The organism is Kineosphaera limosa NBRC 100340 (genome assembly GCF_000298215.1).
Lineage (GTDB): Bacteria > Actinomycetota > Actinomycetes > Actinomycetales > Dermatophilaceae > Kineosphaera > Kineosphaera limosa.
This window is the reverse complement of the sequence record NZ_BAHD01000080.1, coordinates 12,521-27,573: the sequence shown is the minus strand read 5'-3', so window position 1 is coordinate 27,573 and position 15,053 is coordinate 12,521. Positions and strand designations below refer to the sequence as shown.

Sequence of the window (15,053 nt, the reverse complement as noted above, 5' to 3'; positions counted from 1 at the left end):
AGACCATCCTGGTCATCGTGACCCGTGAGGTGTCCTCTCCTACCCCGGTGACTCGCATCGTGGACCCAGTGAAGCGCACACTCTCCCAGTTCTTCTTCCGGACGAACGGGTTGCAGTGGGTGACCTTGTCGCCATCGATGGCGATCAGGCTAGGCGCCGCGAGCATGACCATCCGCTTCAGCGCCGGGCTGACCACATGCGGCCCCTTCGACATGCCTAACATTTCCGCACCCCTCCGCTTCCCGAGCCGTCGTCCATGGCGGCTGTTCACCGTTTCAGGTCGGCCGCCCTGACGCGGACATGAGTAGGGCCCGGCCGGGAGGGCGGCCGGGGTCTGAGGGTCTTCACGCAAATCAGGTGTCGCGCTCGGCCGTGCCTGATTCGAGGCCGACGCCAAACCCGTGCCGCTAGATCAGCACCGGCGGGGCTCACCGCTGACCCGACGACTGCCAACACCGTCGCTGCGGCGCCGACCAACACGACCAGCGCCAGCCCAGGCGCCGTGATCGTAGGAGCGGCCCCGGCGAACCACCCGACAATGGCAGCGACCGACCAGGCCCGACGAGTCTTGTCCCTCATGTGTGCCCCTTGCCAAGGCTGGTGAAGGCTACCGTCCTCGAGATTCACCGGAAGCGTGGCAGTACGGCCGTACGGCAGTTCGGCAGTACGGGACACAAGTGCAGACCTCGCCGCGGGCTGAGCCTCGCCCACGTGTAGCTGGATGCAGCCGTCCCTCTCGACATCATCACCGCGCCGCCCCGAGACTGGACCCAAGTTCTGGGCCGGTCTGCCCCCTGGGACATCGTGAGTTGCCGCCGGGCTGGGGGCGTAGGAGGCACAACTCGAGCTGCCGATCGGGTCCAGCGTGATCCGCTCATCGGCGAGTTGCTCGGGTAGGCGTACCCGGCCCTAGCGCCCGTGCTCGAGCAGATCAAACGCCGCATCAAGGCCCCAGGCGAACAGCCTGGGCGCCGCTGACACTCAGGCGCTCCGCACCGGCGCAAGGGCATCGGCGATGGCTACGAGCCGGCCCGCCTGGTAGCGGGCGAGCGCGAGGACGTGTTCGTCAGGTGGGCCGTCGGCGACAATCGCGCTGACGCCATAGGGATTACCACCGGCGGCGTGGGACAGGTCATAGTCCACATACCCGGTAGGCACAATGATCGATCCCCAGTGGAAGAAGGTGTGGTGCAGCGCCAGGAGCGTCGCTTCTTGTCCGCCGTGGCGCTCGTCGCTGCTGGTGAAGCCGGTCGCGGGCTTGCCCGCCAGATGCCCCTCGCCCCAGACGCCACTGGTCGTGTCGAGGAACTGGCGCAGTTGCGCGGCGGGTTGCCCGAATCGAGTCGGCGCCCCGAGCACGAACCCGTCAGCCCACGCCAGGTCCTCAGGAGTGGCGATCTCGATGTGGTCCGTTGCTCGTAGATGCGCCGACCACGCCGAGTTCCGCGCGACGACGTCCGACGGTGCCAGCTCCGCGACTCGGCGCAGCCGCACCTCAGCACCTGCCCCTGCCGCGCCAGCCACGAACGCCTCTGCGATGGAGTGGTTCGCCCCGCTCGACGAGTAGTAGATGACGGCGATGCGTGTCATTTGTCGAACCTCCTTCTGAGTTTGCATAACGTGATTGTACTATCCTGGGGTGTATATTGATACCGTCAACTAGGAGGTGATCGTCAGTGGTCGTGAAGGGCAGACCCAGGGACGAGGCGGCACGAGAGCGGATCGTGAGCGCGGCAGGCGAACTGTTCATCCGCGACGGCTACGTGGCGACCACGATCGGCGCGATCGCCGAGCAGGCCCAGGTCGCGATCAAGACGATCTACGCCGCCTACGGCAACAAATTGGGCGTGCTCTCCGCCGCCCACGACCGTGCCGTCCTCGGTGACGGCGGGCCCACACCGCTGTTGCAACACGCCTGGGTTCGCGCCCTCGCCGACGCCGAGTCGGTGGAAGTTGCGTGGGCACAGGCGGCAGATCGGCTCGCCGAGTCCACGGCGCGCGCGGCGCCCACGATGGCCGCGATCCACGCCGCGGCCGCCGACCCCGGCGTCACTGAACTGCTCGCCGATCTGCGGCGGCAACGGCATGCGTTCAGCCTCGGCCTTGCCCGCATACTGCTTGACCTGCCCGGTGCGAGACCCGGCGTCACCGGCCGGGTCGCTGATGTCATCTACGCCACCATGACCGCAGAGAGCTACGCGCTGTTCGTCATCGAGCGCGGATGGAGGCTCGATCAGTGGCGCGACTGGGCCCATAGTGCGGTTGCCCGCGAACTCACCACCGCCCCAGGGCTCCAGCCAGACCTACCCACTCAACGGACGCGTTAACGCTTTCGCCCGCTGTGAGCATGTGCCGTGCTGATGCTGGCTGAGGAGTCGCGGCGGACCAGGGTCAGTGAGTAGACGGACGGGGAGACTCACCCCGGAGATCGACTCAAGTGAGGTTCACCCAGTCAGAGACCCACGTGCGCCGGGCACAGCCCGAGCCGCAGGCCCGCCGCATCGTCAAGATGCGCCTTGCAGCGGATGCAGGCGACGCCTCGGAAGATCGTGCTCGGCTGATCCGGGTCGGCCGGGACCGGCGTCGTGTCGTAGGCGTCAGCGAACTGTGAGACCAGGCGGGGATGCCTGCGACCGAGCATCCGGTGAATCTCGCTTGCAGTTCGCGCCGGGTTCCTCTGCACTGCTGCGAGCAAATCGACGCCCTCCATATAGGCCTGCTCTGTGAACCGGGATGCCATGAAGTGGTCAGGGTTCACCGCACTCATCCCATGCGTCGCGAGGTCATTGAACGCGAAGTCATCGACGTCCGTCGTGATCAAGTAGTGGGCCCCCGCGCGGATCGCATCAGCCACCACCAGCCGGTCCTGGACCGTGCCGGTCACCAGGCCCTCCGTGCTCTGCGCAGCCGGCGACAACTCGGTACCAAGAATCTCTATGCGCACAATCGAGGTCCGTGATGCCCGTCCGCGAGCGTGCCGATCGGCTTCGGCTTCGACATGCCTCGACCAGGTCCACCGCAGACCATCAAAGCGCGCCCCCGCAATAAGCAGCGTGCGAGTGACCGGAGAAGCGAGCGCGTTGGCATCAAGGAAGATCAGCGATGCCTCAGTCACCGAACAGTTCGGCCTCAATGTCGGCAGCGGAGGCTTCCGCCATGCGCCGCATCAGCTCGCGACTGTATCGCTCGTACTCGTTCAGCGGGATGCGGTGGTGGGTACCGACCTTGGTGGCGGCTATCTCGCCGTCAGCGATCCGGCGCAGCACTGTGGAACGCGACATCCCCAGCCGCTTCGCGACCTCGGCAGGAGTCAGCAACTCCACCCGCGTGGAAAAGTCGACGACCTCCCCGCGCCTTTTCGCCGAGTCCAAGAACGCACGTACGCGCGCCCAGTCGTCATTCGACAGGTGCGCCGGGTTCACGGTCATGCTGTTCATGTTCCCGAGCGTACTACGCCCTGACCACTTGTGCATCGCTAAGTGTCCATCGATGCCCGCGATGTCGTCAGCCGAGAGGGTGGCATCGGCAGCAAGCGCAACCCGTGCGTCTGCCGTGACCCACGACAGTCCGATGCGGAAGGTCGGATCATGGTCGCCGCCACAAAAGGTGGCACGCAGGTCGTCCAGCGACGCGTAACCAGCCTGGCGTGCGTCGGCGGCACTGAGCTGCGCGGGCGAAACGGTCTCGATCGTCTCGACCCGCACGAGTCCTGCGACGGTGCGGAACTCGGGCTGGGTTTCACGCGCGGGCGCTGCCACCGTCGGAAGGCCACGGTGACCTCGCCCGCCGCAACCGCGCAGGCGATGCGCTCGGTGAGGATCATGCGCTCCTTCGCCGAGGCCGACGCGACATCTGGGTCCCAGCAGGAGGCGAGCGCTCCGAGTCGAGCTCGCCGCCCACGCTACCCGCCACCTCGCGGCTAGGGTTGAGCGCGTGGGGAGGTTCGGGGAGCGCCACGCCGGCACCGCCTCTCGCGGAACGCAGCGATCCCGAGAGGGCGAGCCATGACGTGGCCCGTGGCATTGGACATCGACGATTCCATCGCCATGCTCACCCCCTGTGACCTGACCAAAGACTCGCCGTTGCGCTTTCTCGAAGTGCAGCGGCTGCGCAATCCGGTCGGCGAGTGGGGTATTCGCGTCCTCTACGCCACGCCGGATCGGGTGACCCACTACGCCTGGCCGCGGGGGTTCGGGTTGCCGCCGGGCTCCGCACCGCTCGGGGCGGGCATCGGGCTCAACGAGCCGGCCGACTTCGCCACCGCCGACCTGCAGATCGGGGAAGCAGGCGTCCTCATCGACGTCGACTTCACCGACGTGCAGGGTCGTCGGCTCGTGTACAAGGTGCGGCAGCGGCGCCCCTGGCGAGGGTTCGACTTCATGGCGCCCCCAGCCGCCGGCATCGAGCAGCCCACCAGTTTCTTCTTCCCGTACCTGCGGCAGTTCGGCCTCGTGCCGCAACCGATGAGCTTCGAGGCGTCGTTCGAGGGTGAGCCGCTGCGGCTGCAACCCATGCCGTTCCTGTGGAACTGGCGGCCTGCGTTGAGTCAGAAGGCCGCTCGCGGGGTCACCGTGGTCGAGCTACTGGCGGACGGTGCCGCGCCGCTGCGCGCCGAAGACCCCGGCGTGCGGCTCGCGGGCCCCGGCCGCCTCGCCTCCTACCGCCCTCCCGGTGGGGCGCTCGACGTCATCCTGAGCTTCGACCCCCCACTCCCGGGGGCCGAAGAGCTGCGGGGCCACCACCGATCGGAGTGGGAGTTGCGGGTCGGCCTGGACCGCGCCGCCTCCGGCTCGGTCGAGCTGACACCGTCAGGCCGGCACGTGCGCGTCGAGTGGCAGGTGACCCGAGGCTGGAGCGGCGTGCGACAGCCGGGCGCCGCGTGGCTGCTGACTCGGTTCGTGCGCTTCCTGCGCACCTGGCCGCGCGCGTACTCCTGGTCCGGCGCCCTCACCCTCGACCCGATCGCGCGGCTGGACGGCCACTGGCGCAACGCCCGCCCGAGGCGCTAACCGGCCCGCGGCGGTCGGGCCGAGTCCGCCCACCCGCCGAGGTCGCACCGAATCGCGGCCAGCGCTTCGTGGCCCGCGGCCTACACGCCGTGGACCAATAGGAAGATCGCGCCGAGGCCGCAGGCGGCGATCGAGATGATCGATGTGGCGTTGGTGATGCGGGACCGAACCTTCGCAGACAGATCGCCGCCAGAGGTGAAGCGGTGCAGCGCCATCGGCAGCCACGCCGGAGCCGCCACGACACCCGCGGCGAGGACGACGATCAGCACCTTGCCGATCATCGGCACGCCGCTCGCGCCGATCCGCTGCCCGACGGACATGAAGATCGGCAGCGTCGTGAAGTTGGTCGCCATCCCGAGAAAACCGCCGACGAACTCGGCCTGCTGGCGCGGAGGTTCGACGCTGGCCGGATGCTCGTGCTTACGGACGAACTGCACCAGCAGGTAGCCGCCGTAGATGCCCAGCAGCAACCCGAGGAACCGGTCGACCGCGCGGGAGGCGATCTCACGCTCGGCCTCGGTGGCGGCCGCCGTGCCCAGCAGTCCCATCGAGGCCACCCCTAAGAGCAGCAGCACAGTCAGGATGCCCGCGAGAAAGCGCAGAGCCGCGCCGACGCCACCGCGCGCGTAGACGCTGGAGGCGTTGAGAAAGATGACCGGACTGACCGCCCCCACGACGCACAACGGCGCGATCGAGACCAGCAGACTCCACACTGGCGGCTCCCTCTCGTTCGACTCGGGGCTCGACTCCCGACTCCCGGCGTAATCGACTCGATGAGACGACCCCCACGCCCGGCGATCGGTCGACGGCCGTTGCGGCGCGGCGGCTTTCAAGATAGTCGCCATGCGCCGCCCGAGGCCGTTCACCGCCGCCACGCACGGGCCTGCCTCGGACCGGCTCGGGTCGATCCGGCGGATCGGTTAGGTTGCCAGAAGCCGCCCCCTCCTCCTCGAAAGGTCTCAACATGCCCTCGCAGACAGCTCCGCGCCATGGCCGCCGGAGTCCGCTCGCCTTCCCCTGCGCCCTGGTGAGCGTGATGCTGCTGATCCTTGGGCTGGGCCTGGTCGGCGCGCCGTCGGCCGGGGCGCACGCGGCGCTGCGCACCAGCAATCCGGTAGACGGGTCGGTGGTCGTCAACCTGCCGCCGAACTACGAGTTGGTGTTCAACGAGACCATCGACCCCAACTTCGCGCAGATCGTCATCGAGGACTCCGCGGGTCAGAGTCGCTCCGATGCGGAGGTCAGCGTGCGCGGCACGGCCCTCCACGGCCCCCTCCCCCGCGATCTGCCCGCCGGCGAAACGACGATCCGCTACCGCGTGGTCAGCGCCGACGGTCACCCCGTCGGCGGTGAGGTGCGCTTCGAGTTCCGGCCCGCCCAGCCGCCCGCCACCCCCGCTCCCGGTGCCACGCAGGCGCCCGGCACAGCCGCCACCGACCAGGCCGCCCCCGACCAGGCCGCACCTCAGGCCGACGCCGTCGCCAGCGACGGCATCAGCAATGTCACCATGCTGGCTCTCGGCGGCCTGGGCATCCTGGTCTTCGCCGCCATCGCGCTCCTGCTGCTGCGAGCCGACCGCCGCGGCCGCTGACCCGGCTCGGGCGCCGCTCGACCGTTGCGCTCTCTGCCGACCGTCGCTGTCGCGACCGCAACGGTCGGCAGCCGCCGCAATGCCCGCGATGCGAGACGGCTACCTGCCTGCCGTATCGGCGGCCACGCGGGGAGCGGACGGCGTGGGGGCATGAAAAAGGCCCCGTTGCCGGGGCCTTCGGTTGGTGCGCCATCAGGGACTCGAACCCCGAACCCAGTGATTAAGAGTCACTTGCTCTGCCAATTGAGCTAATGGCGCGCAACGAGGAGAAACACTACCTCAGACCTGCCGGAGGGAGGAAATCGGCTGGTCAGAAGCCTGCAGTCTCACCTCGTGAGAGCCCTGCATGCGGCGGCGGACTCGGCCCGATGGCGGTACCCCCGCTCGGCAAGATCAGGAGACGCGGCGGTAGATCGCGAGTGCCGCCAGGCCGACGACCGCCAGGGCGACGGGTGCGACGACCTCGTACCGAACCTCGCCCTCGGGCGTGCGGGTCGCGCTGTCGAACGCCGACTTCGCCTGTGCCATGGTCCGCTTGGCCACGTTGGCCGGGGTGACCCGGTAGGCCAGCTCGTCGACCGTCGCGGTCAGTCGGGCTCGGGCCTGCTCGATGTTCTTTTCGATCTGTGCGGCGGACGCGTTGTCCTGCGGAGCCATGCCGAGTGTCCTTTCACTGCGTTCGACCGTCCGCCAACCTCGAACCGACCCCGGCTCTGCGGCCGGCGCCCTGTCGGCGTTCCTGCGTGCGACGATAACCTACCCCGCATGACGCGATTGCAACCCGGCGACCCGGCGCCGCCGTTCACCCTGCCCGACCAGGACGGCGCCACCGTCTCCCTGTCGGACTTCGCCGGCCGCAAAGTCATCGTCTTCGTGTACCCGGCCGCCATGACCCCCGGGTGCACGACCCAGGCGTGCGACTTCCGCGACGCGTTGACGCCCCTGCGCGACGCCGGCTACGCCGTCGTCGGCCTCAGCCCCGACGAGCCGGCCAAGCTCGCGAAGTTCGCGGAACGGGACTCCCTGACCTATCCGCTGCTGGCCGATCCCAGCCTCGACGTGCTGCGCGCCTACGCCGCGTACGGCACCAAGAAGCTCTACGGCAAAGAGGTCGTCGGCGTCATCCGCTCCACCTTTGTCATCGCCGTCGACGATGCCGGCAACGGCACGATCGAGGTCGCCCGCTACAACGTGAAGGCCACGGGACACGTCGCTTCGCTGGCCAAGGCGCTCAAGGTCACCGTCGGCTGAGCATCGGGGCACCCGCTCAGTTGCCGTGTCGTGGCCCGGTCCGCGATACGCTCGATGGTCGCGCGGAAGTGGTGAAACTGGCAGACACGCAGGATTTAGGTTCCTGTGCCTTCGGGCGTGAGGGTTCGAGTCCCTTCTTCCGCACTGATCGGGCGCTGTCTCGGCTACCCGGGCCCAAAGCCCAACCAGTCAGCCCAACCCCAGGGCCCTGGGCATGACCTCGGCGAGGGCCCGAAACGCCTTACCTCGGTGCGAGATCGCGTTCTTGTCGGCCGGAGAGAGCTCGGCCGCCGTTTCGTGGCGGCCCCTGACCCGCAGAATCGGGTCGTAACCAAAGCCGTTGGTGCCGCGCGGGGCGAACGTGAGGGACCCCTCGAACCGGCCGTGTCGGGTGACCGCGCGGCCGTCGGGCAGCACCAGCGCGGCGCAGCACACGAACGCTGCCGCACGTTGCTGCTCCGGAACGTCGTGCAGCTGCCGCAGCAGCAGCCGCAGGTTGGCCTCGTCGTCGCCGTGGAAGCCGGACCAGCGGGCGCTGAACACCCCTGGTGCCCCGCCGAGCACGTCAACCGCCAGACCGGAGTCGTCGGCGACGGCCGGCAGACCGGTCTGAAAGGCCACCGTGCGCGCCTTGAGCACCGCGTTCTCCTCGAACGTCACCCCCGTCTCCACGACGTCCGCGACGAGCGGAAACTCCTCCACCCCCACGAGGTAGGCGTCGAGTTGGGTGAGCACGCCGCGCAGGATCTCGCGCAGCTCCACAACTTTGCCCGGATTACGAGTGGCCAACACGATGCGCCGGTCCCCCGCGGCCCAGCCCGGCCCCGGCCCACGGTGGCCCTGTGCATCCGGAGCCACCGCCGACCGCGTGCCGATCGGTGGCGGATCGAATTCAGTGCCGGCCGGGCCGCGGCCCGTCATCCCCGCCCCCCAGCCGAGCCCTGCGCCAACGCCTCCGCCTGGTGGCGGGTCAGCTCGGTGCAGCCGATCGCGGCCAGCCGCAGCAACGCGTCGAGCGCCTCCTTGTCGAACGGCGTGCCCTCGGCGGTGCCCTGCACCTCCACGAACCGCCCGTCGCCGGTCATGACGACGTTCATGTCCGTGTCGGCGTCGACGTCCTCGGGGTAGTCCAGGTCGAGCACCGGGACGCCGCCCACCACCCCCACCGAGACGGCCGCAACCGAGCCGATGAGCGGCCGCGCGCCGGCCGCGACAGCGCCCTGACGTCGCCCGGTCTCGATGGCGTCGGCCAGGGCCACATACGCCCCCGTGATCGCCGCCGTGCGGGTGCCGCCGTCGGCCTGCAGCACGTCGCAGTCCAGCACGATGGTGTTCTCGCCCAACTGCCCGGTGTCGATGATCGCGCGCAGGGAGCGCCCCACCAGCCGGGAGATCTCGTGCGTGCGCCCGCCGATCTTGCCGCGCACCGACTCCCGGTCGCTGCGCGTGTTGGTCGAGCGCGGCAGCATCGCGTACTCGGCCGTCACCCAACCCTGCCCGGAGCCCTTGCGCCAGCGCGGCACACCAGGAGTGAAGGAGGCCGCGCACAACACCCGGGTGCGCCCGAACTCCACGAGCACCGAGCCCTCGGCGTGGTCGAGCCAATGGCGGGTGATGCGGATCTCGCGCAACTGGTCGGGTGCGCGCCCGTCGTGCCGCGGCACGGCACCCGTCGGCGAGGCGTTCGTCGGCGTCGCATTCGTCATAAGGCCGACCCTATCCAGTGGCGCTCTCGTCGCCGCCGAGTGTCGGCGCAGCGTCGGCCGGGCGCGCCGCGGCGCTGGGCTGTCGGCTCAGATGTCGTAGGTGTGGCCTGCTTGGGCGATCTCGACGAACCCTGGCCAGTGCTGCTCGGCCTGCTCGCGGCACACCGCTGGGTCGTTCCACGACGGCATGTGGGTCAGCATGAGCCGGCCCACTCCCCCGGCGGCGACCGCAGCTCGCGCGGCCCGCGATCCGCTCATGTGCACGCCCGTTGTCTCGTCCCGACCGTCGACGTACGCGCTGTCGGCGAGCACGAGGTCGGCGTCGGCACACAGCGTCGAGAGCTCGTCGCACAGATCAGTGTCGCCGGTGTAGGCCAGCACCGCCCCGTCGGCCTCGACCCGCAGGCCGTAGGCCTCGACCGGATGGAGTACCGGCACCGGGGTGATGCGGAAGGGGCCGATGGTGAACGGCTCGTGGGCGCGGATGGTGTGGAACGCCAGGCACGGCTCCAGCGGCTCCGGCTCCTGCACGCCGTAGGCGCGAGCCATCCGCGCCGAGGCGCCGGCGGGCGCCCAGACGGGCAGCGGTGCCGTCGGCCGGTTGACCGGCGTGTAGCACCACAGCACCTTCATGCTGCACAGGTCCATGCAGTGGTCGGGGTGCAGGTGGCTGACGGCGACGGCGTCGAGCTGGAGCGGGTCGAAGTGCTGCTGCATCGCCCCCAGTGCCCCGTTGCCCAGGTCGAGCGCGACGCGCCAAGTGCGGCCCTCGTGCTCGGCGCTGACCACGTAGCAGGAGGCGGGACTGGCCGGGCCGGCGAAGCTGCCCGAGCACCCGACGACGAGAAGCTTCATGCGACGATCCGATCCTGCAGCACCGGCAAATCGTCCAGCTCGGGTCCGAGGAAGCGGCGCGCGAGCCGGCGGAACTCCTCTGGGTCGCCGGTGGTGCGGAAGGTGTGCTCGCCCACCTGCACCGGGCACAGTTCGCCACGATCGGCGAGCACCCGATACACATCTTTGGCCGTCTCCTCGGCGGAGGACACCAGGGTCACGAGATCGCCCATGACATAGGAGATGACGCCCGTCAGCAGCGGGTAATGGGTGCAGCCGAGAATCAGGGTGTCGACGTCGGCGCTCTGCAGCGGCTCAAGGTAGGTGCGGGCCACGGCCAGCAGCTCGTCGCCGCCGGTGATGCCCGCCTCGACGAACTCGACGAACCGCGGGCAGGCCCGGCTGATGACCTGCAACTGCGGAGCGGCGGCGAAGGCATCGGGGTAGGCCCGCGAGCGGTGGGTGCCGGCGGTGGAGATGACCCCGACCCGGCCGTTGCGGGTGGCGGCCGCCGCCCGCCGCACCGCGGGACGGATCACCTCGACGACCGGCACCTCGTAACGCTCCCGGGCGTCGTGCAGCATCGCGGCACTGGCCGTGTTGCAGGCGATGACCAGCAGCTTGACTCCCGACTCCACGAGGGAGTCGAGGCACTCGAGGGCGTACCGGCGGGTCTGGGCGATGGGTCGGGGACCGTAGGGCGCACGCGCCGTGTCCCCCAGGTAACTGACCGTTTCGTGCGGCAGCTGGTCGAGCACGGCGCGCGCCACGGTCAGACCTCCGTAGCCGGAGTCGAAGATGCCGATGGGCGCGTCGATCACACGTCCAGGATACGGCCGCACCCCCGACCCACTTCAGTGTCAGTGACCGTGTTGTCCGCCACGCAACGGGTCTTGCGTCGGCACGCCGTCGCCCAGGTCACCCACCGGATCCGGGCCGCCAACGGCGCCCGCCGCACCGCCGGCGCCCAGCGCGTGCCGCCGCGCGTGCGCCAGATCCTCGGCTCCGGCGTCGACATGCGTCGGGTCGAGCACGCGCTGCAGGAAGGTGCGGGTGCGCTCGTGCTTGGGGTCACCGATGACTTCGCTCGGGGGCCCCTCCTCGACGACGACCCCGCCGTCCATGAACAACACCCGGTCGGCGACGTCGCGGGCGAACGCCATCTCGTGCGTGACGACCATCATCGTCATGCCCTCGCTGGCCAACCTGCGCATGACCGAGAGCACGTCGCCGACGAGCTCGGGGTCCAGCGCCGAGGTCGGCTCGTCGAAGAGCATGAGCCCGGGGTCCATCGACAGCGCCCGGGCAATCGCTACGCGCTGCTGCTGCCCACCGGAGAGCTTCGCCGGGTGCGAGTCGCCCCGCTCCCCCAGGCCCACCTTCTCGAGGTTGAGCTGGGCGATCCGCCTGGCCTCGGCATCGCTGCGCTTCAGCACAGACTTCTGTGCGATGGTGCAGTTCTCCATGGCGGTCAGGTGCGGAAAGAGGTTGAACGACTGGAAGACCATGCCAACCCCGCGGCGAACCTCGTCGATATCGCAATCGGGGTCGGTCACCTCCTCGCTGTGTACGGTGATGCGCCCGGAGGTCGGCCGCTCGAGCATGTTGACGCACCGCAGCAGGGTCGATTTGCCCGACCCCGAGGGGCCGATGACGCACACCACCTCGCCGCGCCGCACCCGGGTGTTGATGCCGCGCAGCACCTGCAGTTGGCCGAACGACTTGTGCAGGTCGTCCACGACGACGACATCATCGTCGTCGGCCGAGGGATTGGCGGGACTGTCGGAGCTGGTGGGCTGCGAGCTCTGATTCATGTCTCTCACTTCGACTTCGCCGCAGAAGACTCCAGCCGGCCCACGAGGACCGTCAGGGGCAGGGTGATGAGCAGATAGCAGAAGCCCGCGACGACCAGCGGAGTCAGGTTGGCGTTGGCCTGGCTGGCCTCGCGGCCGAACTTCGTCAACTCGTAGCCGCTCATCGACAGCCCCAACACGTACACCAGCGAGGAGTCCTTGACCAGCAGGATCAGCTCGTTGGTGATGGGCGGCAGGATGATGCGGAAGGCTTGCGGCAGGACGATCTTGCGCATCGCCATCCCGGCCGGCATGCCCAGCGAGCGGGCCGCCTCGACTTGCCCCTTGGGCACCGCCTGGATGCCCGCGCGGATGGTCTCGGCCAGGTAGGCGCTGGCCACCATGCCCAGCGCGACCCAGACCGTGCCGTAGGGGTCGAACGGGATGAGCATGCCCGGGAACGCGATGGGCAGCAGCCCGAACGCGATGAACACGACGATGGCCGGCAGGCCGCGGAAGAACTCGATGTAGGCGCGCGCAAGCCAGCGGTAGGGGGCGATCTCGGACAGGCGCATGAGCGCGAGCAGCGTGCCGAAGAACATGCCGAAGACGAACGCGCCGATCGTGTACAGGATCGTGTTGCCCAGGGCGCGCAGCAGCGCGGGTCCCACCGTCGCGCGCACCAGTTCGGGGCGCGCGAACACGTCGATGATCTGGCCCCAGTTGGCGGTGGTGATCGCCAGCACGAGGAGCACGGCGAGGACGACGTATTGGATCAGCCGATTGCGGCGGGCCCGCTGACGAGGGGAGCGACGACGCTTCGTCGCTCCCCCCGTCGACCTAGAGGTGGTGGTCACCGAGTCGGTCTCAGGACGACGTGGCGGGCGAGGCCGGTGACTGCGTGTCCGTGGCGCCCGGCTGGGCGGCACCGGGGGTGGTGCCGAACCACTTCTTGTAGATCTCGTCGTAGGTGCCGTCCTGGCGGGCCGTGGCCAGCGCCTCGTTGAGCTTGCCGATGATCGCCGTGGCGTTGGCGTCGTCCTTCTTCGCGCCGATGCCGTACTGCTCGCCGGTGTCGAACTCGGCGACCACCTCGGTGTCCGGGTTGTCCTTGGCGAAGTCGTACAGCACGCCGTTGTCGTTGATCGCGGCGTCGACCCGGCCGGCCTTGACCGCATTGACCCCCAGCGGCAGGTCGTCGAAGACCACCATCTCGTAGCCGTTGGCCTCGGCGTTCTTCGTCGCGTACTCCTGGCCGGTGGTGCCGGTCTGCACGCCCAGGCGCTTACCGCGCAGCGAGTCCAGGCCCGTGATGCCCGAGCCGGTCTTGGTCAGCAGCGCTTGCGTGGCATCGAAGTAGGGGTCGGAGAAGAGGATCGCCTGCTTGCGTGGCTCGGTGATCGTCATGCCCGCAGCCGCGATATCGCAACGGTTGGCGGTGAAGACCGCACCCGTGGTGATCTGCTCGAAGTCGATGTCGACGACCTGAACGGTCAGCCCCATCTCCTTGGCCGCCAGGTTGACGATGTCGATGTCGAAGCCGACGGTCTGACCGTCCTGGTTGAACTCGAACGGCTTGTAGGTCAGGTGGGTGCAGACCGTGAGGTTGCCGGAGCTGACCGTGGTGATGCCGCCGGTGGCCGCGTCGGTCGCGCCGCTGCCGCCCTGGGTGCCGGAGTCGGACGAGCCGCAGGCCGCCAGGGCCAGTGGCAGCAGTGCCGCCACTGCGGCGGTTCGGAAAAGGCGCGATCGTACGCGCGAGGTGCTGGGCACTGGGAACTCCTTCTAGCGAGGATGGCGTGCCGTCGATTCTGACCCCACGCGCACCCCCACTGCCAGCACAATCGCCCGATTGCACAGTCACGATCGTGCAAAGGCCGCAGCGACCGTGACACCACAGCCAACTCGCGGGCGGCTCGGGCCGGCACAGGGACGACCTACTGGCCGCTCACGGCAGCATCGACTGCGCCAGCGACTCCTGCAGCCAGGTTGTGAAGTCGTAGGCCAGCACGAGCGGCACCCGCGGGTCGTCGTCGGGCGCCTGCGCCAGCTCGTCCTCCACCAGCTGCGCGTCGGCCTCGGTGCTCAGCCCGAGTCGCTGGCCCAGCACGAGCCGCACATCGGTGAGTGCGACGAGAAAGGCCGCGGCCTGCGCCGGCTCCAAGATGATGCGGTCGTGGTCGTCGGCGTTACCCAGGCACGCCAGGGCGATGTCGATGCGGGCCACCTTGCCGCGCACGACATCCTGTCCGGCCGTGCGGCGAAAGTCGGCGGCGGCTAGCGGGTCGTCGCGGTGCGCGTCGGGCAGTAGACGGTGCAGGGCCGGGTCGTCGCCGGGACCGTCGAGGGCCGCGGTCGCGCTGGCGACCATCGCCTCGAACGGGTCCTGCACCGCGTCGGCCGGAGCCGGATCGTGGGCTTGGGCGGAGGCGAGCAGCAGCTTGGTCTGCTCGAAGAGGGAGCGCAGGAGGGCGCGTTCGGCGGCGTCGAGCTGCCCCTCCAGGGCGCCCTTGGCGGCACGCCCGGCCGAGCGGCGACCCAGGGGTCTCTTGCGGTGGAAGGCGCGGGCCACTACTCGTCCTTCTGGTAGGTCGCCCACAGGCCGTAACCCTGGAGTGCCTCCGTGTGCTTCTCCATGAGCTCCTTGGAGCCGGTGGCCACGACCGCGCGGCCCTTGTGGTGCACGTCGAGCATCAGCCTGGTGGCCTTCTCGCGCCCGTAACCGAAGTACGTCTGAAAAACGTAGGTCACGTAGGTCATGAGGTTCACCGGGTCGTTCCACACCAAAGCGATCCAGGGGTGATCGGCCTCGGGCACCTCCTGCCCGAGCACCTGATCCTGTTCCACCGGCGCGATCGACACCCCACCA

Annotated in this window: 19 protein-coding genes and 2 tRNA genes; 5 read left to right on the top strand and 16 right to left on the bottom strand. The window is 69.2% G+C overall.

From position 1 onward, the window contains the following. The coding region (locus tag KILIM_RS24710) for a hypothetical protein (RefSeq protein WP_217997136.1) at positions 1-214 on the bottom strand (214 nt) is incomplete at its 3' end. A 767-nt stretch (positions 215-981) separates the two neighbouring features. After that, positions 982-1,590: an NAD(P)H:quinone oxidoreductase gene (gene wrbA / locus KILIM_RS18615; protein ID WP_006594290.1), complete on the bottom strand. Its 609-nt coding sequence runs from the start codon at positions 1,588-1,590 to the stop codon at positions 982-984. Between the two features lie 134 nt (positions 1,591-1,724). On the opposite strand from wrbA, the gene KILIM_RS18610 reads away from it, so the two are divergent. Beyond that, the gene (locus KILIM_RS18610) at positions 1,725-2,327 is read left to right on the top strand and encodes a TetR/AcrR family transcriptional regulator (RefSeq protein WP_051988890.1); all 603 of its coding nucleotides are present in this window, start codon (positions 1,725-1,727) and stop codon (positions 2,325-2,327) included. Between the two features lie 125 nt (positions 2,328-2,452). Here the strand turns inward: KILIM_RS18610 and KILIM_RS18605 are convergent, their stop codons facing one another. Next, positions 2,453-3,115, bottom strand: coding sequence for a hypothetical protein (locus KILIM_RS18605; protein WP_157551819.1), 663 nt, complete (start codon positions 3,113-3,115; stop codon positions 2,453-2,455). Then, positions 3,108-3,758 carry an excisionase family DNA-binding protein gene (locus KILIM_RS22770; protein WP_006594287.1) on the bottom strand — a complete coding sequence of 217 codons (651 nt, stop codon included), beginning with the start codon at positions 3,756-3,758 and terminating at the stop codon, positions 3,108-3,110. The genes KILIM_RS18605 and KILIM_RS22770 overlap by 8 nt, the downstream gene beginning before the upstream one ends. Positions 3,759-4,004: 246 nt before the next feature. Between KILIM_RS22770 and KILIM_RS18590 the strand changes: the two genes are divergently transcribed. Next, positions 4,005-5,009 carry a hypothetical protein gene (locus tag KILIM_RS18590; RefSeq protein WP_006594286.1) on the top strand — a complete coding sequence of 335 codons (1,005 nt, stop codon included), beginning with the start codon at positions 4,005-4,007 and terminating at the stop codon, positions 5,007-5,009. 80 nt (positions 5,010-5,089) lie between these two features. On the opposite strand, the gene KILIM_RS18585 is transcribed toward KILIM_RS18590, so the two are convergent. Further along, positions 5,090-5,722, bottom strand: a complete 633-nt coding sequence (locus tag KILIM_RS18585; RefSeq protein WP_006594285.1) for a hypothetical protein — start codon at positions 5,720-5,722, stop codon at positions 5,090-5,092. A gap of 251 nt (positions 5,723-5,973) precedes the next feature. Between KILIM_RS18585 and KILIM_RS22765 the strand changes: the two genes are divergently transcribed. After that, positions 5,974-6,600 carry a copper resistance CopC family protein gene (locus KILIM_RS22765; protein ID WP_006594284.1) on the top strand — a complete coding sequence of 209 codons (627 nt, stop codon included), beginning with the start codon at positions 5,974-5,976 and terminating at the stop codon, positions 6,598-6,600. Between the two features lie 182 nt (positions 6,601-6,782). Here the strand turns inward: KILIM_RS22765 and KILIM_RS18575 are convergent. Continuing rightward, a tRNA-Lys gene (locus tag KILIM_RS18575) sits at positions 6,783-6,858 on the bottom strand. Positions 6,859-6,993: 135 nt separating this feature from the next. Next, positions 6,994-7,257: a DUF3618 domain-containing protein gene (locus KILIM_RS18570; protein WP_006594283.1), complete on the bottom strand. Its 264-nt coding sequence runs from the start codon at positions 7,255-7,257 to the stop codon at positions 6,994-6,996. A gap of 108 nt (positions 7,258-7,365) precedes the next feature. Between KILIM_RS18570 and bcp the strand changes: the two genes are divergently transcribed. Beyond that, positions 7,366-7,851 carry a thioredoxin-dependent thiol peroxidase gene (gene bcp / locus KILIM_RS18565; protein WP_006594282.1) on the top strand — a complete coding sequence of 162 codons (486 nt, stop codon included), beginning with the start codon at positions 7,366-7,368 and terminating at the stop codon, positions 7,849-7,851. A gap of 62 nt (positions 7,852-7,913) precedes the next feature. Continuing rightward, positions 7,914-7,995, top strand: a tRNA-Leu gene (locus KILIM_RS18560). A gap of 45 nt (positions 7,996-8,040) precedes the next feature. Here KILIM_RS18560 and rdgB read toward each other — a convergent pair. From rdgB to clpS, 9 genes are all read right to left on the bottom strand, one after another. Beyond that, a complete protein-coding gene (gene rdgB / locus KILIM_RS18555) occupies positions 8,041-8,772 on the bottom strand; it encodes an RdgB/HAM1 family non-canonical purine NTP pyrophosphatase (RefSeq protein WP_006594281.1) in 732 nt (243 codons plus the stop codon). Then, positions 8,769-9,557, bottom strand: a complete 789-nt coding sequence (gene rph, locus KILIM_RS18550) for a ribonuclease PH (protein WP_006594280.1) — start codon at positions 9,555-9,557, stop codon at positions 8,769-8,771. The genes rdgB and rph overlap by 4 nt, the downstream gene beginning before the upstream one ends. An 87-nt stretch (positions 9,558-9,644) precedes the next feature. Then, positions 9,645-10,412, bottom strand: coding sequence for an MBL fold metallo-hydrolase (locus tag KILIM_RS18545; RefSeq protein ID WP_006594279.1), 768 nt, complete (start codon positions 10,410-10,412; stop codon positions 9,645-9,647). Then, complete coding sequence (gene murI / locus KILIM_RS18540) at positions 10,409-11,212, bottom strand: glutamate racemase (protein WP_006594278.1); 804 nt, start codon at positions 11,210-11,212, stop codon at positions 10,409-10,411. Before murI ends, KILIM_RS18545 begins: the two co-directional genes overlap by 4 nt. Before the next feature lie 39 nt (positions 11,213-11,251). Further along, a complete protein-coding gene (locus KILIM_RS18535) occupies positions 11,252-12,205 on the bottom strand; it encodes an amino acid ABC transporter ATP-binding protein (RefSeq protein ID WP_006594277.1) in 954 nt (317 codons plus the stop codon). Positions 12,206-12,210: 5 nt separating this feature from the next. Next, the gene (locus tag KILIM_RS18530) at positions 12,211-13,041 is read right to left on the bottom strand and encodes an amino acid ABC transporter permease (protein WP_217997135.1); all 831 of its coding nucleotides are present in this window, start codon (positions 13,039-13,041) and stop codon (positions 12,211-12,213) included. A gap of 10 nt (positions 13,042-13,051) precedes the next feature. Further along, positions 13,052-13,957, bottom strand: coding sequence for a basic amino acid ABC transporter substrate-binding protein (locus tag KILIM_RS23740; protein WP_006594275.1), 906 nt, complete (start codon positions 13,955-13,957; stop codon positions 13,052-13,054). A gap of 175 nt (positions 13,958-14,132) precedes the next feature. Continuing rightward, the gene (locus KILIM_RS18520) at positions 14,133-14,756 is read right to left on the bottom strand and encodes a DUF2017 domain-containing protein (RefSeq protein ID WP_006594274.1); all 624 of its coding nucleotides are present in this window, start codon (positions 14,754-14,756) and stop codon (positions 14,133-14,135) included. Then, positions 14,756-15,046, bottom strand: a complete 291-nt coding sequence (gene clpS, locus KILIM_RS18515; protein ID WP_040563832.1) for an ATP-dependent Clp protease adapter ClpS — start codon at positions 15,044-15,046, stop codon at positions 14,756-14,758. Before clpS ends, KILIM_RS18520 begins: the two co-directional genes overlap by 1 nt. Positions 15,047-15,053 lie beyond the last annotated feature (7 nt).